The organism is Pseudoalteromonas sp. JC28 (assembly GCF_013319255.1).
Lineage (GTDB): Bacteria > Pseudomonadota > Gammaproteobacteria > Enterobacterales > Alteromonadaceae > Pseudoalteromonas.
Window position 1 is genome coordinate 365,598 of record NZ_QOKX01000003.1, and the last position, 22,224, is coordinate 387,821.

At 44.2% G+C, this 22,224-nt stretch carries 19 protein-coding genes; 9 read left to right on the forward strand and 10 right to left on the reverse strand.

Annotated elements, in window-relative coordinates:
* Positions 1 to 16: 16 nt before the first annotated feature.
* The 3 genes from DS891_RS09305 to DS891_RS09315 all read right to left on the reverse strand — a co-directional run bounded on the left by DS891_RS09305 (position 17) and on the right by DS891_RS09315 (position 4,040).
* Entirely contained in the window at positions 17 to 931 is a 915-nt protein-coding gene (locus tag DS891_RS09305; RefSeq protein WP_010603870.1) for an alpha/beta hydrolase, read from the reverse strand.
* A 190-nt stretch (positions 932 to 1,121) separates the two neighbouring features.
* Positions 1,122 to 3,347, reverse strand: coding sequence for an EAL domain-containing protein (locus tag DS891_RS09310; protein WP_254605783.1), 2,226 nt, complete (start codon positions 3,345 to 3,347; stop codon positions 1,122 to 1,124).
* Between the two features lie 348 nt (positions 3,348 to 3,695).
* Positions 3,696 to 4,040 carry a VOC family protein gene (locus DS891_RS09315; protein WP_010603872.1) on the reverse strand — a complete coding sequence of 115 codons (345 nt, stop codon included), beginning with the start codon at positions 4,038 to 4,040 and terminating at the stop codon, positions 3,696 to 3,698.
* Between the two features lie 168 nt (positions 4,041 to 4,208).
* Between DS891_RS09315 and DS891_RS09320 the strand changes: the two genes are divergently transcribed.
* The 4 genes from DS891_RS09320 to DS891_RS09335 all read left to right on the forward strand — a co-directional run bounded on the left by DS891_RS09320 (position 4,209) and on the right by DS891_RS09335 (position 8,149).
* Entirely contained in the window at positions 4,209 to 6,005 is a 1,797-nt protein-coding gene (locus tag DS891_RS09320) for a glycoside hydrolase family 3 protein (protein ID WP_174169625.1), read from the forward strand.
* Positions 6,006 to 6,017: 12 nt separating this feature from the next.
* Positions 6,018 to 6,818, forward strand: a complete 801-nt coding sequence (locus DS891_RS09325; protein ID WP_174169626.1) for a DUF1445 domain-containing protein — start codon at positions 6,018 to 6,020, stop codon at positions 6,816 to 6,818.
* Positions 6,819 to 6,827: 9 nt separating this feature from the next.
* Entirely contained in the window at positions 6,828 to 7,556 is a 729-nt protein-coding gene (locus DS891_RS09330; RefSeq protein ID WP_174169627.1) for a 5-oxoprolinase subunit PxpA, read from the forward strand.
* Positions 7,557 to 7,618: 62 nt separating this feature from the next.
* Entirely contained in the window at positions 7,619 to 8,149 is a 531-nt protein-coding gene (locus tag DS891_RS09335) for a GNAT family N-acetyltransferase (protein ID WP_174169628.1), read from the forward strand.
* A 119-nt stretch (positions 8,150 to 8,268) separates the two neighbouring features.
* Here the strand turns inward: DS891_RS09335 and DS891_RS09340 are convergent, their stop codons facing one another.
* Positions 8,269 to 8,682: a VOC family protein gene (locus DS891_RS09340; protein ID WP_174169629.1), complete on the reverse strand. Its 414-nt coding sequence runs from the start codon at positions 8,680 to 8,682 to the stop codon at positions 8,269 to 8,271.
* Positions 8,683 to 8,848: 166 nt separating this feature from the next.
* Between DS891_RS09340 and DS891_RS09345 the strand changes: the two genes are divergently transcribed.
* The 3 genes from DS891_RS09345 to katG all read left to right on the forward strand — a co-directional run bounded on the left by DS891_RS09345 (position 8,849) and on the right by katG (position 14,296).
* Entirely contained in the window at positions 8,849 to 10,867 is a 2,019-nt protein-coding gene (locus tag DS891_RS09345; RefSeq protein ID WP_174169630.1) for a S9 family peptidase, read from the forward strand.
* Between the two features lie 102 nt (positions 10,868 to 10,969).
* Complete coding sequence (locus DS891_RS09350; RefSeq protein WP_174169631.1) at positions 10,970 to 11,743, forward strand: class I SAM-dependent methyltransferase; 774 nt, start codon at positions 10,970 to 10,972, stop codon at positions 11,741 to 11,743.
* A gap of 330 nt (positions 11,744 to 12,073) precedes the next feature.
* Complete coding sequence (gene katG / locus DS891_RS09355; RefSeq protein ID WP_174169632.1) at positions 12,074 to 14,296, forward strand: catalase/peroxidase HPI; 2,223 nt, start codon at positions 12,074 to 12,076, stop codon at positions 14,294 to 14,296.
* Positions 14,297 to 14,587: 291 nt separating this feature from the next.
* On the opposite strand, the gene DS891_RS09360 is transcribed toward katG, so the two are convergent.
* Positions 14,588 to 15,700 carry a VarG family subclass B1-like metallo-beta-lactamase gene (locus tag DS891_RS09360; protein ID WP_174169633.1) on the reverse strand — a complete coding sequence of 371 codons (1,113 nt, stop codon included), beginning with the start codon at positions 15,698 to 15,700 and terminating at the stop codon, positions 14,588 to 14,590.
* Between the two features lie 111 nt (positions 15,701 to 15,811).
* Here DS891_RS09360 and DS891_RS09365 point away from each other — a divergent pair, with 111 nt between their 5' ends.
* On the forward strand, positions 15,812 to 16,744 hold the full coding sequence (locus DS891_RS09365) for a LysR family transcriptional regulator (RefSeq protein ID WP_174169634.1): 933 nt from the start codon (positions 15,812 to 15,814) through the stop codon (positions 16,742 to 16,744).
* Positions 16,745 to 16,822: 78 nt separating this feature from the next.
* Here the strand turns inward: DS891_RS09365 and DS891_RS09370 are convergent, their stop codons facing one another.
* From DS891_RS09370 to DS891_RS09390, 5 genes are all read right to left on the reverse strand, one after another.
* On the reverse strand, positions 16,823 to 17,278 hold the full coding sequence (locus tag DS891_RS09370) for a hypothetical protein (protein WP_174169635.1): 456 nt from the start codon (positions 17,276 to 17,278) through the stop codon (positions 16,823 to 16,825).
* A gap of 111 nt (positions 17,279 to 17,389) precedes the next feature.
* Positions 17,390 to 18,238, reverse strand: a complete 849-nt coding sequence (locus DS891_RS09375) for a lipase secretion chaperone (RefSeq protein ID WP_174169636.1) — start codon at positions 18,236 to 18,238, stop codon at positions 17,390 to 17,392.
* Positions 18,235 to 19,152, reverse strand: a complete 918-nt coding sequence (locus tag DS891_RS09380) for a triacylglycerol lipase (protein WP_174169637.1) — start codon at positions 19,150 to 19,152, stop codon at positions 18,235 to 18,237. The genes DS891_RS09375 and DS891_RS09380 overlap by 4 nt, the downstream gene beginning before the upstream one ends.
* Positions 19,153 to 19,394: 242 nt before the next feature.
* Positions 19,395 to 20,357 carry a phosphatidylinositol transfer protein gene (locus DS891_RS09385; protein ID WP_010603886.1) on the reverse strand — a complete coding sequence of 321 codons (963 nt, stop codon included), beginning with the start codon at positions 20,355 to 20,357 and terminating at the stop codon, positions 19,395 to 19,397.
* 157 nt (positions 20,358 to 20,514) lie between these two features.
* Positions 20,515 to 21,546 (reverse strand): nitronate monooxygenase family protein, encoded by a 1,032-nt coding sequence (locus DS891_RS09390; RefSeq protein WP_174169638.1) that lies wholly within the window; start codon positions 21,544 to 21,546, stop codon positions 20,515 to 20,517.
* Between the two features lie 166 nt (positions 21,547 to 21,712).
* On the opposite strand from DS891_RS09390, the gene DS891_RS09395 reads away from it, so the two are divergent.
* Positions 21,713 to 22,156 (forward strand): GNAT family N-acetyltransferase, encoded by a 444-nt coding sequence (locus DS891_RS09395; RefSeq protein ID WP_174169639.1) that lies wholly within the window; start codon positions 21,713 to 21,715, stop codon positions 22,154 to 22,156.
* Positions 22,157 to 22,224 lie beyond the last annotated feature (68 nt).

Sequence of the window (22,224 nt, forward strand, 5' to 3'; positions counted from 1 at the left end):
CCATTTACAGCCAAACCTAAAGCGTACGTTTGAAAAACGCTGTTAACACGCTTACGGCTTCATTGACTTGCGCTTCGCCATCGTACAATTCCATGTGGTTTGCTCCGTTAACAACATGCATGGTTTTGTCCGTTGAAGCCGCTCTTGCTATCAGGTCATCGCTCATCCATTTGCTACCTGCAACACTGCCAACTACCGCAAGTAGAGGTTGGGTAAGGAAGGCTTCAGACTTAAAAAAAGCATCGTATGTAATGATTTGAGTCAGGCTTCGCGCAGTTGCAAAACCTGGCGCAGTAGGGTGTGCGGCTCGCGCTGTATGATAGTATTCCCACGCTTGGCGAAGTTCTTCGTTAGGGGCATCCTCTTCTCTAAGGGGTGCTAAAGGGATTGTTGCTGTTTCATCGCTATTTGCATCAGCAGAGCGAGCGTCAGACCCCGCCTGAATATAAGGCATAGCAAGTGCATCAGCTACGCTATTATCCCAACCATTTCTAAACATTTGTCCAATATTTACCATACTGACCATACCAACCGCTTTAATTCTTTGGTCATTGATTGCTGCATTCGCCGAATAGCCAGCGCCAGCACAAATCCCCATGACACCAACTCGATCGTTATCAACAAATGGCAGGGTCGTAAGGTAATCAATCACAGCACTGATATCTTCGGTACGCACATGTGGGTTTTCTAATTGACGAGGCTCACCCGTACTTTCCCCTTGATATGAAGCATCGTAGGCGATGGTAACGAACCCTTGCTCCGCCAATCTAGATGCATAGGTGCCAGCAGTTTGTTCCTTTACGCCACCACCGGGATGAGAAACAACAATGGCAGGATAAGTCTTCAACTCGTCAAACTCTGTAGGTAAATTGAGTAAACCTGAAAGCGTGATAGCTAAGCCATTTGTGTTTGGAAAAGTAACTTTGTTCATGTGAAACCCTCAAAAATAAATGTGACTAATGCGCTGATATACATTGTCAAGAACACTGCGCTTTGTTGCTATCTAGTATAGGTAAGCGTAATTATGAATGTTTGCCTAAAATGATGAGGTGTTTGTCTATTTCAACGAAAAGTACTTACATACCGCATAAACGATAAAGATTTGAGTTACTAGAATGTACCTAGTTTTGACCTAATCTGCGCCGTTCTATGCTCATATGGGTACTGAGAATCGGGGTGATCTCGGACTCTGTAGCCGGAGCAAAAAGGTGGTTGCCTTGGATAAGGTGACAGCCATTGAGATTAAGAGACTTAGCTTGCAACGCGGTCTCAACACCTACCGCTACACATTCTACATCCAAGCTCTTTGCCATCTGTACAATCAGTTTTGCAATATCATTTTGTGAGGCAACCGACTGAGGGGTAGCAAGGAAAGCTGGTGGAATTTTAATGGTTTCAAACGTAAGTTTTTGCAAGTACAGCATGCTGGTATGCCCAACACCAAAATGATCAATTGAGATCCGCATACCAGTTTGCTCTAATTCCGCCATCACTTCCGGTGCTTTATCAAGTAGCTCTATCAGGTCAACTTCTTTGATTTCTATTTCAATTTGCCGAGATGGCAACTGATGTTGCGCAGCCTGCTCCATAAAGTTCTTTATTACTGTTTTATTGGTAAGTTCAGCAAGCGAAAAATTAAAGCTAACCACGAGATTATCGTACTCGTAAAACCATGTTTTCATCGCCTGAAAGGCCAGTGCTCTGAGCTGTTGCCCAATTTCTACCATCAGATCGCCATCACATGCCGCTTCAAAAAAGTCTTCAGGTACCAACAATTGTTCATCTTGCTGCCACCTTGCGAGCACTTCAAGTTTTTTAATCTTGCGGGTATGCGCATCGACAATAGGCTGGTAATAAGGAATAAACTCTCGATTATCTAACCCCTGAATGATCCGACTTTCTTGCACTAAACGCTGCTCCGATTCGTGATCTAGGCGTGCGTTATAAAATTGAAACTCCGTTTGTGTGGCTTTTTTAGCTCGATACATTGCGGTATCAGCATGCTTTAACAAAGCTTCCGTGTTGTCACCATCATCAGGGTAAATTGCAACGCCAGCACTCACCGTGGCTTTTAGACTAACTTGGCGCAAACAATATTGTCCATTAACGCTACTCAATACTTTACTCACCACCTTACGTACATATTTTTTATCTTGGATCCCGTCAATGAGTAACACAAATTCATCGCCCCCCATTCTGGCAACGGTGTCGCATCCTCGAATTTGCTGAGTTAATCGACTCGCAATTTCTTTGAGTAATAAGTCGCCATAATCGTGTCCCAGTGAGTCGTTGATTTTTTTGAATTTGTTGACGTCAATAAATACCAAAGCAAACTGGTGACTCATGCGCTTGGCTCGTTTACAAGCCTGCACTAAACGGTCATGCAGCAATAAGCGATTGGGTAACCCAGTTAATGCATCGTGATGAGCTAGGTGATTCATTTTTTTCGCCATCAATCTCGACTCTGTCACATCTTGAAAGACCATTACAGTGCCAAGGTAGCTGCCATCTTTAGCTATAATAGGAGAGAAGGAATCTTGGATAGCAAAGGTAAGACCAAGATGATTGGTGATGGAAGTGAGTTCAGGTAAACAAATGGTATGGCCTTGCTTTAGGCAAAGTTCAGGGAATTGATTCACCGAAGCTTTGGTTTCTTCGTGATACATAGACATCACATCATCAAATCGCCGCCCGACCACTTCTTCATTTAACATCGCGAGAATGGCTTCTGTGACTGGATTAATATAAGTGATCACGCCATTTACGTCTGTACAGATCACGCCATCACCAATAGAGCTCAGCGTCACTTCGAGCAATTCCTTTTCTTCTTCTAGTGCTTGAGCGAGGCGGTTTTCTCTGTTGCTAGTATTAAAATAACAGAGATACCCTGTAACGGTATCCGCGACTTTAATTGGTAAAGTAACAGGACTAATAACTTTGCCACTGTGTTTAGTCGTGCAATTACCATAACTTTGCATAACAAGCGCTTCGAACATGCTTGTTGCACCACTCTTCCCCTCGCTATGGATGTTACCGCTCACAGCGATTAAATTTTCAAGTTTTAACCCTATTACTGTACTGCCAACACCCAGTATGGATTGCATTTGGTCATTGGCTTGTAGAATAACGCCATCGCTGTCTAACACCGCTTGTGGCACGGTAGAGTCATCATCAACCATAATCTTTTTAGTATCTTGAGCTTGCCACCAAAGCAGTGCTACAAACAAAAAAACTAAAGCGATGATGATGATAAAAGTCACTGGTGACAGTAAGAATAAGCCCAATTTATCGGCCATAAGCATGGTTAAGGAGAGTAAAATACCAACAACTAAGAATATCCGTCTCATTGCCTAATCAAACCTAAGTATGGTGAAGATGCATTTAGCGGTGTTTTGTAAAATGATTGCCCTTGCTATCGGCACTTCTACGCTGAATCTAAACTCGTTAGATAAGTCTATCGGCTGATTACGCAGTAAGCAGGTATCAAACACAAAGAGATGTTTGCATCAGTGTTTAATAACTATTGTTCACAATAGCAACGAATTCAAGTTTTTATCTGTTCTGAAAACGAAAGATTATTGCAGTAAAACTTCAGTATTTACGTGTGCTGTAAAGGGGCTTTACAGCACATCGCCTGGTTATTTAAGCTGAGGTTTGAATAAGGAATATGTCAACTAATTATTTTTAAACTCAAGTTATTTAGACCACACCGCAAATTCATTGCCGCTCGGCTCAATAAAGTGAAAGCGACGACCGCCAGGAAATTCAAATATAGCCTTGCTTATCTCTCCGCCCGCTTGCTCTACTTTGCTTTGTACGGCTTCCAATTCATCGCTGTACAACACTACGAGCGCTCCACCTTGCGCTTGTTTAGAAGACACATCGGCTCGGAAAAAGCCGCCATCAAGGCCTGAATTTGCAAACGCAATATAATCTGGCCCGTAAGATTCAAATTGCCAATCAAACACCTGCTCGAAGAAAGCTTGTGTTGCTACTAAGTCTTTTGCTGCTAATTCTACATAGTTTATATGGTTGTTCATTTTTTATTCCTTTTAAAATCTGTGCTTCATTTATGCTGTTATTGCCTAATAGAAAGCATTTTGTAGTCGCTTCTAAATCAATGTTAAAGTGTAGGCAATTTTATTCAGCGTTTATTATTGATTGTGCGATTATTATCTCTGCTCACTACTTTAGGAACTATCACATTCATGAGTTTCATCACTTCAGCTCACGCAACAGCAGCACAAGTGCCACTGACCACTTCGCAAATGCTTGGACAAAAGCTTATGCTCGATTTCCGCTATTACTGCAGTGAAAGCAAAAGGCCAAGTGGAGATTGTAGAGCAGCGATGACAACTTTACCGCCTGAGCTGTCCGAATTAATTAGTAAATATGACATCGGTGGCGCTATTTTGTTCGCCGAAAATGTGCAAAACACCGCGCAAATCGTCAGTCTAACCAATGCTTTGCAAAGTGCGGCACAACAAAGTAAAAGTCAACTTCCTTTATTTATTGCCATAGATCAAGAAGGTGGCCGTGTTGCGCGAATAAATCGTGAACAAGCAACGTCGTTTACCGGCAATATGAGTATTGGGGCAACCTATCCAAAACGGGGTGATACTTACGCAACCAAAGTGGCAAGCGCAATTGGAAAGGAGCTAAATAGCTTAGGGATCAACGTAAACTTCGCCCCAACGGTAGATGTGAACAGCAACCCGAACAATCCGGTTATCAATGTGCGTTCATTCTCGGAAAATCCAAAAGTGGTCGCCAAATTAGGTCTTGCTCAGGTAAAAGCATTTGAGGCCGCAGGCGTTCTCTCTGCGCTAAAGCATTTTCCTGGCCACGGTGATACACATGTTGATAGCCACACGGGACTACCTCGTGTTGATCACGACCGCGACAAAATTAACCAGCAAGATTTATTGCCCTTTGCCGAGATAATCAAAGCATCGCCTCCTGGCATGATAATGACTGCCCATATTCAATATCCGGCGCTCGACAACAGTAAAGTCGTCAACTCTCAAGGTGAGAGCATGATAAGGCCTGCGACTATGTCTTATCAGATCATGACACAACTACTGAGACACGAGTTGGGATACCAAGGCGTGACCGTCACCGATGCGCTAGATATGGCTGGGATCAGCGACTTTTTTAACCCAGTCGATGCTACAATTGAAACGTTTAATGCCGGCGTGGATATCGCGCTAATGCCTATTGCTATTCGCAATCGTGCAGACATCAAACGCTTTGAGCAATATATGGCTCAGCTAGCCGAAGCACTGGATACCAATAAACTAAACCAAGCACAACTTAGCAGTTCTATGGCCCGTATCGCTAAGCTCAAGACAAAGCTGCCGCAATCGAGCGCTTCTTTGGCCATTGCCAATTCAACACTGGGTAATCCAAGCCATCGTCGCTTAGAAGCAGAGCTTGCACTAGCGGCTATCACCGAAGTAAAAAATGATGGTGTATTGCCGCTCAGAGATAACGCACAAGTTGTTCACCTTATCATGCCTGACAGACAAAAATGTTTTGCACTGGAGCAAGCGTTACAAACATACAGCAAAAACTCGCTCACACTTTCTTGTACAAGCCTACAAGCCTACGACCCAAACATTGCACATGATGCAATTAAACAGGCCGACGTGATAATCGCCGCACATGCATCACCACCGCAAAGTGCGGTAGAAATTGGCGGCATGGACGATGTAAAAAAGTTACGAGAGCATGGGGTGGCGCGTAATGTACAACCTGAGGCGCTGAAAGCATTACTGCAATACGGTCAGGAACTGGGTAAAAAGCAGCTATTTATCAGCCTAAGAGCACCATACGAAATTAGTACCTTTGGCCCTCTTAGTAACGCAGTATTAGCAAGTTATGCTTATAATGTAGACGTAAATCATGATAAAAAAGTAGCTGGGCCTGCCTACACGGCGCTGGCCAAAGTGATTTTAGGAATAGCGAATGCGGAAGGTTCACTGCCTGTTACAGTAAACCACTAATTGGAGGAATCTATGGATCCCAGTGCTTCTTTAAGTGCACCACATGCAATAAGAAAATTGATCAAGGATGGTGATTATACGGGCCCTACTAAAGGGTTCGTGCCTGGGTTCACACAATGTAATGTGATTATTTTGCCACAAAGCGAAGCATATTCATTCTTTCGCTTTTGTGAGAGTAATCAATCTGTTTGCAAGCTAATTATTCCGCCCAGCGAGCCGGGTAATTTTAACTTTGACACTTTGGGGAAAGATATAGACATTCGCTACCACCTCCCCAAGTATCAGATTTTAAAGCATGGCCAGCTCGCCCAAGAATGCCATAATATAGAAGAGCACTGGCGCGACGATTTAGTTACCTTTGCTTTTGCCAGTTATCTTTCTTTTGATAACTTACTCGCGCAGTATGGAATAAACCCGCCATCGGCGAATCCAACCACGCCTTTACCACTCTACATCAGTAATCTGCCTTGCAACTCAGTAGATAAGTACGAGGCGAATCAAATATTGGCGATGCGCCCATTAACCAAGCAAAATCTTATTAGTACCATTCAAGCGGCAACGCTGAGCCGACTTCCCTATGCGTTGCCACTTCATTTTGGTGAACCTAATGAGGTCGGGATCAAAGATCTGAGCAAGCCTAATTTTGGCGAGCCATTGATTTGTAAAGAGGGGCAGCTTCCGGTTTTTTGGGGTTCCAGCCTAACAGCTCAGTTAGCCATAGCAAAAGCGGCACCTGAGTTTTGTATTATGAATAGTCCACACCATTTATTGGTGACAGATAGACAAGATTTAGAGCTTGCAGTAACGAAGTAGGAAATAAGCATGTTATTAAATTGCGACTTGGGTGAAAGCTTTGGCGCTTGGAAAATGGGGTTAGACGAACACGTAATGCCACATATCGACATGGCCAATGTCGCTTGCGGTTTTCACGCAGGAGATCCTGATGTACTCGCGCAAACACTAAAGCTGGTCAACACGCATCAAGTGACGCTTGGCGCACATCCAAGCTATCCAGACCGCCAAGGGTTTGGCCGCCGCTCAATGCAGCTCTCTGAGCAAGAGATCATCAACACCTTACATTACCAAATTGCCGCAATTGAAGGGATGGCAAAGGTGCAAGACTTGACGCTAAGTTATGTAAAACCACACGGCGCACTTTATAACGATATGATGAAGTCACAAAGGATATTAAGCTGTGTTATCAGGGCCATTTCACACTATCCAAGTGAGCTTAAGTTGATGGTGCTAGCCACTGCGCAACAAGCAAGTCACCAACAACTCGCCGACGACTATAACGTATCACTGATTTTTGAAGCCTTTGCCGATAGGCTTTACACCGATGAAGGCTTACTGACTCCCCGCTCTGAAGCGGGCGCAGTGCATGACAAATCAGCGCTACTTGCACAAGTTAGGCAATTACACCAGCAAGGCAGTGTTACAACTGCAAGTGGGAAGTCACTTTCCTTACGTGCCGACACCTTATGCGTTCACGGTGACAACGAGGCGAGCATTGCCTTAATTGAAGAAATAAGAAACGTGATAAATCAATAATTTGTGATAGTCTGGCCGTACATGTTTAATAAGTGAAAGTTAACTAAGCGAAAGGACTTTACATGCAGCTCACAACAGAAAGACTTACCTTAAGACCTATACTTAATACAGATTGGCCGCTATGGTTAGAACTTCATCAACAACCAGATGTCATGCGTTTCATCGGTGAGATTACCGATGAAGCTACGCTGCGTGAAAAGTTTAACCGTGGTTTAAGCGCCGGACTTGGGCAGTGGCACAAAGAAGATAACACCTGGCTCACCTTAGTGATTGAAGAAACGGCCACAGCGACCCCAATCGGGCTACACGGATTTTTAAGTATGTGGACACCGTTTCAACAGGCCGAGTTAGGTTTTATGCTTTCCCCCGAGTTTCAAGGAAAAGGTTACGCCTTTGAAGCTTCTAGAGCCGTCATTGATTTTGCCTTGCACGAATGTAATTACCACAAGCTCATCGCCACCGTTACGCAAGGAAATCAAGCCTCTCACCATTTACTCAAAAAACTAGGATTTGAGCTTGAAGGCACGCTAAAACATAACTTCCAAATTAACGGCGAGTGGGTAAATGACGAGAAGTTTGGATTGCTTAAGTAATAACAGAGCGGTACTCACCAAATGAGGGCGGATCATTTGTTTTTAAAAACGCTAGATCTCCCTCATTCTAACCACCCGCTATAGCTATAACATGGGTAACACTCATGCTTCTTAGCAAGTTAATCACTATTACGCTCAGAAGGCAGATCACTCATATATTCCACAAACTCAATTTCATATCCAGCTGGATCAATAAAGTAAACGTTTTTTCGGTGTGGATGCTGCGCTCCGACTTTATCGACCGCATAACCCGCTTCGGTTAGCCTATTAACGACACGCTCGATACTTTGAACCACATAGGCAAAATGTGCCAAGCCGACTTGGTGACCTTCGAGTGCTCTGTTGTGACCCTCACCGTGATCGCTAAACGCTATATAATGATAGTCATCACCAAAATGCAGCCATGTTCGTGCTTTGCCGTACCACTCGCCTTGCCCTTTGCTTCTAACTTTCCAGTGAGGAAATGCGGCGCGATAAAAGTGAAGCACCTCTTCTAGGTCGCTAACTACCAAATTTACGTGTTCTAAGTACATATCATCCTCTTCATTATAAATTTCGCTAACTGCTGGCAACGATAAAACCGCAAGCTAAGTTGAGGTAAAGCACTTTTTTATAGACTTTTAATTTGTTCACCGCAAAGAGTTGATTAAGCTGCAATATGGCGCATAGTGGAAATGATAATTAGAAACAGGATGAGTCATGAAATACTTTCTAGCAGGCGTCGCGATTGCGAGCTCAGCTTGCGCTGTGCAAGCCGCATCGCTTGAGCCAACCGATATATTTAATCTTGAATATGCTAATCAAATTGACATCACCAATGACGGTGACAAAGTCTTCTTCGTGCGAAACCGCATGGATATCAAAAGTGATAGAAAAGTCGGTAATATTTGGTCTGTAGACCTTGCTACCAATGCAATGCAGCCAGTTACCTCTGGATTGCACATGGATTATTCTCCTGTGCTGTCGCCCAGTAATGATCGCATCGCTTTTGTTTCTACTCGCGACGGTAGCAGCCAAATTTATGTGAAATGGTTAGCAACCGGTGCCATTGCCAAGATCAGCAATTTAGCTCATGGACCATCAGGACTATATTGGTCACCAGATGGTAAAAGCTTATACTTTAGCCAGTTTGTTCCCAGCCAAAAGGCACCACCGGTATCTGTTACAGGAAAACCCAAGGGGGCAGAATGGGCAAAACCACCCGTATTTATCGATGAGGTATATTATCGCGCCGACGGTGCTGGTTATACCGAACCGGGCTTTAATCATATTTTCAAAATTGACGCCAACGGTGGCAACGCAAAACAGTTAACCTCAGGCAACTTTGATCATGGCGGCGAACTGAGTTTTGCTGATGACGCAAAGGCACTGTATTTTTCGGCTAATCGCCACAAGGATAACCAATTAAACCCAACCAACAGCGAAGTCTATAAGCTAGACCTAAACTCGCTTGAAATCACAGCTGTAACTGACCGAGTTGGCCCAGATAATCACCCAGAGGTGTCACCTAATGGCCGCTATCTGGCTTACCTTGGTTATGATGATAAAAAAACCAATTACGAGAATAGCCTACTCTATGTCAAAGATCTCAAATCAGGCGAAACCAAAACCTATGCAGCCGATTTAGATAGAAGCCTTGCCTCTATCACTTGGGCCGCCAACAGCCGTGGCGTCTATGTAAGTTACGACAGTGAAGGGAAAACCACACTTGGCTACCAGCCGCTAAAAGGGCGTTTTGAGCAGATAACGGATGCCATTGGTAGTGTTAGTTTTGGTCGCCCCTATTCAGGTGGTGACTATGCCATCAGTGATCGTGGACTAGTGGCTTTTACACTTGCAGATACCCAGCGCCCTGCCGATGTCGCAATTGTAAAACGCGGCGAGCCAAGACCAATTACAAAGCTTAACGAAGATGCCCTTGGCGATAAAACACTGGCAAAAGTTGAAGAAATTTGGCTAAAGTCGACACATGATCAACTGCCAATTCAAGCTTGGGTCGCCTACCCTCCTGGGTTCGATAAATCTAAAAAGTATCCGCTCGTACTTGAGATCCACGGTGGCCCAGTTGCGAACTATGGCCCACATTTTAGCGCCGAAGTACAACTTTTTGCCGCCCAAGGCAGCGTCGTGCTTTACATGAATCCACGAGGCAGCGACTCCTACGGCAAAGAGTTTGCTCAAACTATCCACCATAACTACCCAAGCCATGACTTTGACGACCTAATGACAGGTGTCGATCACCTGATTGGCGAAGGCTATATAGACAAAGACCGCTTGTTTGTTACGGGCGGTTCAGGTGGCGGCGTACTCACTGCGTGGACTGTCGGTCACACGGATAGATTCGCAGCAGCGGTCGTGGCAAAGCCGGTGATTAACTGGTATAGCTTTGTATTAACTGCAGATTTCTATCCATTTTTTGCGGACTACTGGTTCCCAGGAAAACCATGGGAGCACATGGAACATTATATGAAACGCTCGCCTATTAGCTATGTGGGTAATGTAAAAACCCCAACCATGCTACTGACAGGTGAAGCGGATTATCGTACACCAATTTCAGAAACCGAGCAGTATTATCAGGCGCTTAAGCTACAAGGTGTAGAAACAGCTATGGTCAGAATTCCAGATGCCTCACACGGAATCACCAAAAGGCCATCCAACCTGCTAAACAAAGTGGCTTATATTCAGTGGTGGTTCGACAAGCACGATCCGAAGAAATAAACGGGATCCCAACCAAGCCGGGGCAGCCTTGCCTCGGTTTCTTTACTAATTTATCTAACTTGTTTATTGTTAAAGAAAATCCACAAAAATAGGGAATTCAATATGGATTATGTCTCTCTCAATCGTGCGGCATGGGAAGAACGAGCCAAGGCACATTTTGATTCTGAGTTTTATGACGTCAATCGCTTTTTACAAGGTACCTCTTCACTCAATCCCATAGAATGTGAGCTACTTGGTAATGTATCAGGCAAGAGTCTGCTTCACCTACAATGTCACTTCGGCTTAGATAGCCTGTCATTCGCAAGGCTGGGGGCTAAGGTAACAGGTGTCGACTTTTCGACAGAAGCCATTACCCGAGCAAATACATTGGCTCAGCAAACTGGGCTTGATGCCAGTTTTATCTGTCAGGATATCGCGCAATTTGGGCTTGAGAATACCACACAATTCGACATTGTCTTTGCATCCTATGGCACCATCTGCTGGTTGCAAGATTTATCTCAGTGGGCTGCCACTATTGCCCGTGCATTGAAGCCCGGCGGTCAGTTTTGTTTCGTGGAGTTTCACCCAAGCATTGACCTTCATTTGGGTTACCCTTATTTCCCACAAACTCAGCCTGATATTAGCGAAGAATCAACCTATACCGAAAACCACCAAGATAGCAAACAAACCATTGCGACTTGGCCACACTCAATCGCCGAAGTGATGCAGTCCTTAATGCAAGCTGGTCTTACAATTACCCACTTCGATGAGCACCCTTTTAGTCCATATAACTGCTTTGAAGGTTTAGAGGCAGTGTCTGGACAAGGCTTTCAGTTATTGAGTAAAGGGCATCAAGTTCCATTGCTATTTTCAATATTGGCGAATAAAGCGGAGTAGGACTCATTACTCCGCCGTATATTTTTTCATACCCAATACAATTACGAGACTATTAAGCACTATCTTTGTGCACCTAGCTAGCTACCAAAATTCAATATGATCTTACAAGCTTTCTGTTTTAAGCCAATTATTGCAAAAGACTAAATTAAAGTTTTACTTCAAAAATATTCTTGCTATAGAAAATAAATATAACACTTTGATAAGTTAGATTTTTTATCGATTTATTTTTCCGAACATACCAATTTGTTTTTCTGGATTTTCTCTTTTTAATTTGTGAACTAAAGTTTAACACGCAGTTTGAGACACACTTTAATTACGAGGGAAAACCCCATGAATAGAAAATCTAGAACGATGTTGTCTGCCGTAGCGCTCGCAGTAACAACAACGCTATCAGCCCCGAGCTTTGCTGCAATGAGCGAAGCGAAAACCAACCAATTTTGGTGGCCAGAACAACTAAACCTAAGCCCATTAAGACAACACAGCCCAGAATCCAACCCTTATGGCGCAAGCTTTGACTATGCCGCTGAATTTAGCAAACTAGATCTTAAGCAAGTCAAAAAAGACATTGAGCAAACACTCACTGATTCGCAAGACTGGTGGCCTGCCGACTGGGGTCATTATGGTCCCTTTATGATCCGTATGGCATGGCATAGCGCTGGGGTCTATCGTGTACACGATGGCCGTGGTGGCTCGGCAGGTGGCCAACAACGTTTCGATCCGTTAAACAGCTGGCCTGATAACGCGAACTTAGACAAAGCAAGACGATTATTGTGGCCGATTAAACAAAAATACGGCCGTAGCCTATCGTGGGCAGACTTAATGGTCTTAGCAGGCAACGTTGCGCTTGAGTCAATGGGCTTTAAGACCTTTGGTTTCGCCGGTGGCCGTCAAGACGATTGGGAACCTGATTTAGTTTATTGGGGGCCAGAAGATGCTTTCTTAAAAGACGAGCGTCGTGACAAAAAAGGTAAACTAAAGGGCCCATTGGCAGCAGTTGAAATGGGACTTATTTATGTCAACCCTGAAGGCCCACACGGTAAACCAGACCCATTACTTGCCGCAAAAGATATTCGCATGTCATTTGGTCGCATGGCCATGAACGACGAAGAAGTGGTCGCACTTATCGCGGGTGGTCACACCTTTGGTAAAGCACATGGCGCGAAAAAGCCGTCTGATTGTGTGGGTAAAGAACCAGCCGCAGCAGAGATTGAAGCACAAGGCCTAGGTTGGAAAAATAAATGCGGCACGGGTATAGGTGCAGACACCACAACAAGCGGTTTAGAAGGGGCTTGGACGGTCACACCAACTCAATGGTCAACCAATTATCTCGACAACCTAATGAACTTCAACTGGGTAATGACAAAAAGCCCAGCAGGCGCGACCCAATGGATCCCTGACAACAAAGCTGCGGCAAACCTAGTGCCAGACGCCCACATTGAAGGTAAACGCCACGCACCAATAATGTTCACAACGGATTTGGCATTAAAATTCGACCCTGAATATCGTAAGGTCATTGAACGCTTCCGCAAAGATCCAAAGCAATATGAGTTGGCGTTCGCGAAGGCTTGGTTCAAATTGACCCACCGTGATATGGGTCCAAGAGCCCGTTATGTGGGTTCAGAAGTACCAAGCGAAGTGCTGACTTGGCAAGATCCAATTCCAAAAGCGGATTACAAGATGATTGATAATAAGGACATAAGCGCCCTGAAAAAATCAATCTTGAACTCAGGTCTAACAAAGCAAGAACTGATCAGAACGGCATGGTCGGCAGCATCTAGCCACCGTGTTACTGATATGCGTGGTGGTGCAAACGGTGGCCGTTTACGCCTTGAGCCTCAGGTAAGTTGGGAGATAAACAATCCTGACGAGGTAAACAAAGTACTAGCTACATTGACGGATATTCAAACCCGCTTTAATAAGCGCGCTGGTAAAAAAGCGGTCTCTATTGCCGACTTGATTGTGTTAGGTGGTTCTGCAGCAGTTGAAAAAGCCGCAAACGACGCAGGCTACAAAGTAAATGTAGCGTTTAAACCGGGCCGTACCGATGCCTCACAAGCACAAACGGACGTCTTATCATTTAGCTATCTGGAGCCAAAGGCAGACGCGTTCCGTAACTATTACAGTGATGAGGCATTTATGTCTCCAACTGAAATGTTAGTAGACAAAGCCAATATGCTGGACTTATCTGTACCTGAAATGACGGTACTATTAGGCGGCCTACGTAGCTTAGACGCAAACTACAAAGGCGCAGAGCACGGTGTATTTACTGACAAACCAGGTCAGTTGAGCAACGACTTCTTTGTTAACCTGCTAGATATGTCGACTAAATGGTCAAAGGTAGAGGGGCAAGAAGGCTTATACGAAGGTCGTGACCGTAAAACTGGAGAGATAAAATGGACGGCAACACCGGTTGATTTAATCTTTGGTTCTAACTCTGAACTTCGCGCAATTACTGAAGTCTATGCATCGGACGATGCCAAACAGAAGTTTGTAGACGATTTTATCGCCGCTTGGGTGAAGGTAATGCAACTAGACCGCTTTGACTTAAAATAAACCAATTAAGTAGCGCAAACAGGGCCTAATTCAGGCCCTGTTTTTTTATTCGTGCTGCACACCTAACAAGGTCAAAATATTGCCAATATGGGTTTTCGCGCCACTTGCCCGCAGTGTTTTCACCAGACAATTTGTAAATTAGTTTCAGATACTAGAGACCATCGGGTAGACAAATATGGTTGATAATTTATCTTACTGGCCATGGGTAGTTGGCTTTATGCAACAGGTTGAGAGCCAGTTCTTCAATTTAGTTGATGCACAAAAAATCGGCGCTTAGCGCGCCGAGTGAACTTAATGATCAATCATATCAGCCAAAATGATGGCTGCGTGGGTTTCCACCGCACCTGAATCGAAACCATACATGTGCCCATATTTGTTCGCTAGCTCGGAATGCACATTATTGATGATCTCTTCTTGCCAGCGTTTGAACCAAATGAAGTGGTTGCCGTCACTAAAAATTGGGGTGTAGGGCGCAACTTCTAATTGTTTACCTACTTCAGTTCTAACATCAGCAATGTATTCCAGCAGGTCTTTTACGTCCTTTTTTGAGCCTATATTGCCATGACCGCCATTAATAAAGTTCCAGTGCTTACTGAGCGGTTTCCTCAGAAGATTTTGTAGATCCACTTCGTAACCATGGAAATCTTCCGCTCCCGCAAAATTGTAAAACGGCAGCTGATCAGGATTAATCATGTCAGCGAAATGCAGCACGCGATCGCTTGGAATTAGAATCATCGTGTTATCCGGTGTGTGACCAGAACCTTCTGGTGCCATCATCTTCAGCCTTATTGAGCCAAATTTGACCGTTCTAGCTCTTTTCAAATCGTACACTTCATTTGGTGCAGGAACTTTAGGGGTTCTCACACCGTTTTCGTTCAATTCAGCGTGAAGGTTGATCTTGTCAGCAACGGTTTGACTCGCGATAACACGGACACGCCCCACCCTTGGGTGATTTTTCTTAATTAAGTCAATAAGTTGATTACCTCCACCTACATGATCTAGGTGATAATGAGAGTACATAATAGCAGTGATCGGCTTATTGGTGATGGATTGAATACCTCGAAACAGCGCATCAATACGACCATCACCAAGAGGGTCAATCAGTAACACCGAGTCTTTGGACACCACAACGGTAGCGTTGTAGTAATTTACTCCGATCCAGTAGGTGTTTTTACCCAATTTTTGTACAGTGAATTTACTGTCATCAAACTGGCGTTCATAAAGGTTATTGATTTTTTGGCCGATTTTCAGCGAGTGCTTTGCTGATGGTTCAACTTCGATTTGAGCCGTTTCACCAGGGAATAAAATCGCGTGTTGATGATTATGGTAATGGCCTAACGCACTGACATTAAAAGTAAACACTGCAGCAGCAATAGGGGTTAAAGCTAGGGTGGGTAGTTTCATTTTTCTCTCCTCAATAAGATGAAAAAAAGATAAAACAAAAACAAACATATCAAAAATGCATGTTTGTTATAGTATGTAGATCATTTACGCATAATTTTATACGGTGATGGCATGGGTGTACCTGAGTTGAATCTACGCAGTATTGACTTAAATCTGTTAACGATCTTAGAGAAGGTGTTGATCCACAAGCATATTAGTCAAGCCGCTCATGCATTAAACATGAGCCAGCCAGCAGTGAGCCGAGCCCTGATGCGCTTGCGAAAGCAATTTGCTGATCCATTGTTGGTAAAGGTGAAAAATGAGTACCGTTTAACTGTAAAAGGCGAGCGCCTTCGTAGCGAACTGGAGCTATCGCTCACTACTATTCGTCATATGTTGGTGGATGATGAGTTTGACCCCCTGCAATACTCGGGCGTGTTCACTATAGGGGCGCTGGATTTCGAAATGATGATGATTGTGCCGAAATTGTTGGCGCGTTTTCAACAGCGTGCTCCAAATTTGAAATTACAAATTGTGTCTTACAACTCGTTTATACCGCTTCATGACTACTTGGAAAAGGTGGCGGATTTATTACTGTACTCCACAGATGAGACACCCACCAACGTATTTAAACAGCGTTTATTTAATGATAATTATGCCATAGTAATGTGTTGTCAGCATCAATGGGCTCATCAGCCCATGACGTTAGCGCGCTATTGCCAGAGCCGACATCTAATCGTTTCTGGTAATGGCTTGTGCAAAACGGATATGGATCATGAGCTGAAAAGGTTGGGTGCTCAGCGAGAAGTAGTGGCATCTTTGCCACATTTTTCTATGGTGCCGGAGTTATTGATTAACACGGATCTGATAGCCACTTTACCAAAACGGCTGGTCACTCATTTAAGTAGACGTTATGACATCACGGTAGCCGATTTACCGTTCCACACTGCCGATTTTCAAGTTGAACAATTTTGGCATCTCATTCATCACAATAGCCCAATCCACCAGTGGGTGAGGCAGGAAATAAAAAGCTTGGTGGATGAAGAAATCGGTGAAACGGCGTGAGGCGACTTGATTGAATCGCCTCTTCACTCGATCTCTCAACTGAGCATTATCTTTATCGATAGCCCTGTTATTAAACGGCTAAACAGCGCCTCGCGCAGCTAGACATCCAGAGTTATTTTTAGGCAATGCTACAAAGCAAAGCCGAGATGCGAACTTATCCGTCACCACATCGCTTTGTGCTTTATCGCTACTGTTATAGAGGTGCAAGTGATTATTTTCGACAAAATAAAATCCCAATTGGTTTAATCGTGCCGCCCACCGAAACCCCGATGCTAAATCACACTTTATATAAACACTTAACTCTCGATATTGCATTTGCTGATCACCGCCCCACAGCAACTGATAAGGCACATTTGCGCGTTGTAAAGCCCCTTGCCAAAATCGTGATAAGCGCTGATTTTTATCTTCACAAAGTACCTTTCCATGTGGATTCCAAAGGCTCAAGATAGCGCCCCGTGTATCAAAGCGGGTTAGCCGTAACGGTTGAAAATATACTTGTAAATAAAGCTGCCACAGGTTTGGTTCAATTTTCATGTTTTACTGCTTGTTTGATTGTATTGACCAGTTATCAAGATGGGCTCATGGCTGCTGGTTCGGCTGCTCCATGTAACCGGCCTATACATCTTATCAATAACTAAAAAATTATCACTTAACCAATACAGCAACTCGCTTTTGCTGGTTCTCCGTGAAGGTTTGTTTGAGTAGTAACTCGACTCTTTCTTTTGCGATTTGGCTATCACCAAGCTCGGCTAAAATATTTTGCTTTTGCAGCATAAAGCTTTGTAGTTTTTGCTGCCAATGCTGTTGTTGCTTCTGGACTTCAAGTATACGCGTTGCGGCTTCATCGCCGTACTCAGCACTTAGTTCATTATAGTGTTTTTGCTGCCAGTTTGCGTTTAGGGTGTGTAACTGGGCTGAGGTTTGAAATAACACTTGTTCACGCTTTGGAAGCCCACTGATATGCGTCTCAATTAATTGCTGCTTTTGCGATTCAGATATAGATGCGTCTGACAAAATTTGCCAGCGACTCAAAGCTTGCGTATCCCACGCATTAGCATCTTCAAACCAAACTGCTATCACTTCATCCGTAAAAAATTGCCGCTGCAGTGCGTGTAGCAGCTCAACACGTTCTAGTAGATTAAGATGCGTATCCACATCAATTAAGGCCTGCTTAAATTGCACGTAGAGACCTGCAACTTCGTGAAGGCATTGTGGTAATAATTCCAGATAAGCTTCCCACTGCTCGGCTTGGTTATGGTTTTGTAGCTCAAAAAGCCAATCGTCGATTTGATGCTTATGCTGTTTATTAATGGTCTCACAATGTACGCTTACAGATGCACTCCTTGTGGGTTGTGGGACCTTATGCGCATCATTTTTCAGCTCAGATAACTCCGCGAACTGGGGAACATGACGCGGCGTCTCTTGCTGTTCACTCTCGATATAAACCAGCGACAGCATAGTCAAAATGATTAGCAAAAGGCCCCACTTTTTCATAGCGCCAAACCTTTTAGGCGGCGAATATGCTGGCGATAAACGGTTAATGGGTCTGTTTCGAACAAGTGATGAATACCAATGGTGTGGTTTACCTGATCTAAATGGTTCATTTTGAATTGGTTATTGATCACCTGACCTAAATTACTAGAACAAGCTGATACTAGGCCGTCGTTGGCCTCATCAAAAACTTGAGAGAACAGTGCAAGTGCGTTGTCAGCGGGGTCAAATACGTTGGTCCATGCTTTGCTGCCACTCCATGAAAAATAATGCACGCCATTGCTCGCTAGACTTTGCGTTTCGCCACAATAATGACTTGGCACACCCTCTGGGTATTTTTGGTTGAATGCTAATGTGCCAGCCGTGGTCAAAGCACCTAGTGCTTCGAGTGCATCTTTTGGTGCGGTGGCTTTACCAGATAGCAAATCAATTAACCCCGCAAGGCCGTTAGCAAGCGACGCTAAAAACTGCTCCGAAAATGAACCATTGTCTACTCCACCGCGAACAACATCAGCAAAACGGCTACCCCAGTTTACGCCACCAATACTAGTCGCTGAGGCCACCCACTCAGGTTTAACTGAGGCAACGTAGCGAATAGTTTGCGCGCCTTGGCTGTGACCAATTAAATTAACTTTGTCTTTACCCGTTAATGCTCGAACCAACGCAACTTGCTCTAGTAGTTGCTCACCACGCAATTCTGAATTATGGGCTGATGATACTTCTGCAACATAAACCTGCCCACCTTCATCATGGATCACTTGTGGTACGCGATAAAAATAATCTACTCCGAGCAGATTATCAAAACCAAACAGACCGTGAACTAATACCACTGGATACTCTAATTCCTCACCGCTGTGGGCGGGAGAGGTAACGATCGATAGCAACCCAAGCAGGGCGCTGAGAATTAACCTTTTCATGTACTTGCTCCAATTATTACAATTTAGTAACAAATAAACTTTAGATTACAATGGTCAGAGGTCAAGCCAGAATAGTGTGAAAAATGAAATTTTGATGAATGTTACGTAAACAAAAGTAAATAATGGCAGTGTAAGTTAGTACCTAGGCCCAGAGGTTAGCACGCACAGGGTACCCCCAAAAGAAGCCAAAATACGGCTCCTTTCGCGAATTTCTAAAAATTAGATTCAATCGAGGGTAAGGTCTACAAGCAGTCAGCATGAGGATAAGTTGTGAGCTCACCTAAATGCACTTGGTAACTATTGCCGGTAATAGCTGTGGTACCGTAATACCCGGCATCAGAGCCAATAGTAAACGCCTCTGAAGCTGGGATCCCCGCTTTGATAAAGGCTTCAGCATCTGTTTTGGCATTACCATAAGCACGAACGACATCAATGCCCTGCGCCTTTAAGCGATTAATCTCCGCAGTTTTATATTCTGCTGTTTTAAACAAACTGGTTTCATTACTGAGTGATGTGCGTAGAAAGCCTTGCGGTAAGCCCATCCAATTTAACCAACCGCGCGTCCCTTTAGCATACCAATACACTCTGGCTGTCAAAAATACGGGTTGATAGCCCAAATCAAGATAGTGGCGAACTAAATCATAAGCGCCATCTTTGGGGTCAGCATGATCTATTCCGGTATAGTCGCCAATTTGCTCGGCATCGGATTCGGTCAATGTGCCATCGATGTCAAAAAGGACCGCTTGAGTGCCTGGCTCAACAACCGTGACATAACCTTGTGCACCGGTGCCATCAGCTGGTACGCCAGCGTATATACGATACTGACCTGCCGATAACTCGGGCAAGGTGATAAACGCCTTGCCATCGCCATTGGTGGTTTGCTCACCAAGATACTGCCAATTTGTGTCCGACTCAGCACGGTAGTAAAACTCCACCGACTCGAATTCCAAGTCTTTATGAGTGATGCTACCGTAGTCAAATTTAGCAGTGATCTGAGTTGAAGCACCGGCAGCGGTTACTTGATCGTGCACCATATGGTAACTCGGCAACCAAGATAAGTATTTGTTAAACGAGCTAGAAAAGCTACGCTTGACCATATTAGGTGCAGCATAATGGGTTTCTAATGCGGTAATACTTGGGCAAGTAGGGGTTGCCAGTGATGAAAAAGAGGCAAATAACGCTGCGGTTAAAATAGAATGTCTCATGCACGACTCCGTGTTTATTATTGTCATAACGAATACGTCACCCAAGCAAATAATCGACTTACGTAGGTAACAAAGAGCAAGGCACAACAGAGTTGGCCTTGTCATAAAACGCTAGAGCATAAACTCGAAATGTGTCAAATTTGTTAACTTAAATGTTTTATTTAACATTCCATAGATGTTCTACCATCTCTTGTGTACTGACTTCCATGCAACCTTGGCGGTTAACGCCTGCCCAAAGGGGGCTAAAATCGCCGCATCCTTGCTTTTCAGCAGCAGCGCGCAATGGCGTCAAAGCAGCTGATGCATATGGAAAAGTCGGTACGTCTTCGTTAATGAAGTTAAGATCTATCATTAGCCGATTTTCAATCCCACGGGCAGGGCGACCAGAAAACACATTGGTCACGGCAGACGGCTCAGCCAGTGATTTAAGTGCATCACGATGTACCAAAGAGGTGCTTGCTTCATCACACAGTAAGAAGCAGGTGCCGATTTGTGTTCCACAGGCACCCAATTCGTGCATCATAGTGACATCATGATGAGAAGCAATCCCCCCGGCAGCCACTACAGGCACAGATAGCGCATCACTAAGGATAGTTACCAATTGTCGAGTATGCAGTTGAGACTCAAGTTTTGTCTCGGTGAAGGTTGCCCTATGCCCACCCGCTTCAATCCCTTGCGCTATCACAATGTCTGCACCATTTTCAGCTAACCATATTCCCTCTTCCAAGGTCGTTGCGGAAGACAAAATAGTCGTCCCCCACGATTTTACGAGCTCGACCAGTTCAGTATCAGGAAGCCCAAAATGAAAACTGATCACGGGAGGTTTATAAGGCGCAATGACCTCAGCCATTTCCCTATCAAATGGGCGTCTTAAGATCCCCATTTCATCAGTAGGTGTTAACTCAAGCTCATCGTAATATGAAGCCAGCTTTTTCTTCCACTTATCTTGCTGATAAGGGTCAGGCTCCGGCATCTCATGGCAAAAAAAGTTAAGGTTATATGGGCCTGAAGCATATGCTTTAAAATGCTCAATTTCTACAACGACCTGCTCTTTACTCAGCATCCCACAAGGGATTGAACCGAGTATTCCGGCATTGGTCGCTGCGACCGCTAAGCGCCAATTTTGCACACCTGCCATTGGCGCTTGGATCATAGGAATGGAGATATTAAGTAATCTGGTAAGCTGCATCACAAGGTCCTTGTTTTAGGCAAAACGACATAAAGCCGAAGGTGCTTTCCAGTGTGGGGAAGAAGCGCTTAACGGTCAATGATTGTGCGGCTAATAAAGCAAACTTTCTCTTGCCAAAACAACCATATTTGAAATAGTGTTTCTATAACAATACAAGGACGCCGTGATGAATATCTCTCTAAGAGCCATTGATAAACAAAACTACGAAGCCATTTGCGATTTAGATGTCAGCCCTGAGCAGCAAGATTTGGTAGCCTGCAACATGTTTTCCATCGTGGAATCAAAATTTAATGATGGCTATACCACACGCGCAATTTATCAAGATGATGAAACTGTTGGGATGCTAATGTGGGTACAAGAGAGTATAGAGCGCATCTCCATTTGGCGCTTTATGGTTGATCAGCAATTTCAGCAACAAGGGATTGGGCGTAAAGCGCTCACCCTCGCACTCGAAGAAATCAAGCAGACACCAAACCTTACCACCATAGAAATCTGTTATGTACCGAGCAACCCCGTTGCAAAAGCGTTTTACGCGAGCTTTGGCTTTGAAGAAATTGGAATCAATGAAGAGGATGGTGAAATGCTAGCGGTGATCAAGCTACCTCTATAATAAGTTGTAATTTATGGTAATTTGCGCAAATGAAACATTAGGTTAAACTCACTTAAAAATGTAAGTTG

Coding starts and splice junctions, on each gene's coding strand:
- DS891_RS09315 (WP_010603872.1), bottom strand. CDS start 4,040: ATGAACAACCATATAAACTATGTAGAATTAGCAGCAAAAGACTTAGTA.
- DS891_RS09375 (WP_174169636.1), bottom strand. CDS start 18,238: ATGAAAAAGTGGGGCCTTTTGCTAATCATTTTGACTATGCTGTCGCTG.
- DS891_RS09350 (WP_174169631.1), top strand. CDS start 10,970: ATGGATTATGTCTCTCTCAATCGTGCGGCATGGGAAGAACGAGCCAAG.
- DS891_RS09325 (WP_174169626.1), top strand. CDS start 6,018: ATGGATCCCAGTGCTTCTTTAAGTGCACCACATGCAATAAGAAAATTG.
- DS891_RS09390 (WP_174169638.1), bottom strand. CDS start 21,546: ATGCAGCTTACCAGATTACTTAATATCTCCATTCCTATGATCCAAGCG.
- DS891_RS09340 (WP_174169629.1), bottom strand. CDS start 8,682: ATGTACTTAGAACACGTAAATTTGGTAGTTAGCGACCTAGAAGAGGTG.
- katG (WP_174169632.1), top strand. CDS start 12,074: ATGAATAGAAAATCTAGAACGATGTTGTCTGCCGTAGCGCTCGCAGTA.
- DS891_RS09365 (WP_174169634.1), top strand. CDS start 15,812: ATGGGTGTACCTGAGTTGAATCTACGCAGTATTGACTTAAATCTGTTA.
- DS891_RS09330 (WP_174169627.1), top strand. CDS start 6,828: ATGTTATTAAATTGCGACTTGGGTGAAAGCTTTGGCGCTTGGAAAATG.
- DS891_RS09385 (WP_010603886.1), bottom strand. CDS start 20,357: ATGAGACATTCTATTTTAACCGCAGCGTTATTTGCCTCTTTTTCATCA.
- DS891_RS09395 (WP_174169639.1), top strand. CDS start 21,713: ATGAATATCTCTCTAAGAGCCATTGATAAACAAAACTACGAAGCCATT.
- DS891_RS09310 (WP_254605783.1), bottom strand. CDS start 3,347: ATGAGACGGATATTCTTAGTTGTTGGTATTTTACTCTCCTTAACCATG.
- DS891_RS09305 (WP_010603870.1), bottom strand. CDS start 931: ATGAACAAAGTTACTTTTCCAAACACAAATGGCTTAGCTATCACGCTT.
- DS891_RS09370 (WP_174169635.1), bottom strand. CDS start 17,278: ATGAAAATTGAACCAAACCTGTGGCAGCTTTATTTACAAGTATATTTT.
- DS891_RS09320 (WP_174169625.1), top strand. CDS start 4,209: ATGAGTTTCATCACTTCAGCTCACGCAACAGCAGCACAAGTGCCACTG.
- DS891_RS09360 (WP_174169633.1), bottom strand. CDS start 15,700: ATGAAACTACCCACCCTAGCTTTAACCCCTATTGCTGCTGCAGTGTTT.
- DS891_RS09345 (WP_174169630.1), top strand. CDS start 8,849: ATGAAATACTTTCTAGCAGGCGTCGCGATTGCGAGCTCAGCTTGCGCT.
- DS891_RS09335 (WP_174169628.1), top strand. CDS start 7,619: ATGCAGCTCACAACAGAAAGACTTACCTTAAGACCTATACTTAATACA.
- DS891_RS09380 (WP_174169637.1), bottom strand. CDS start 19,152: ATGAAAAGGTTAATTCTCAGCGCCCTGCTTGGGTTGCTATCGATCGTT.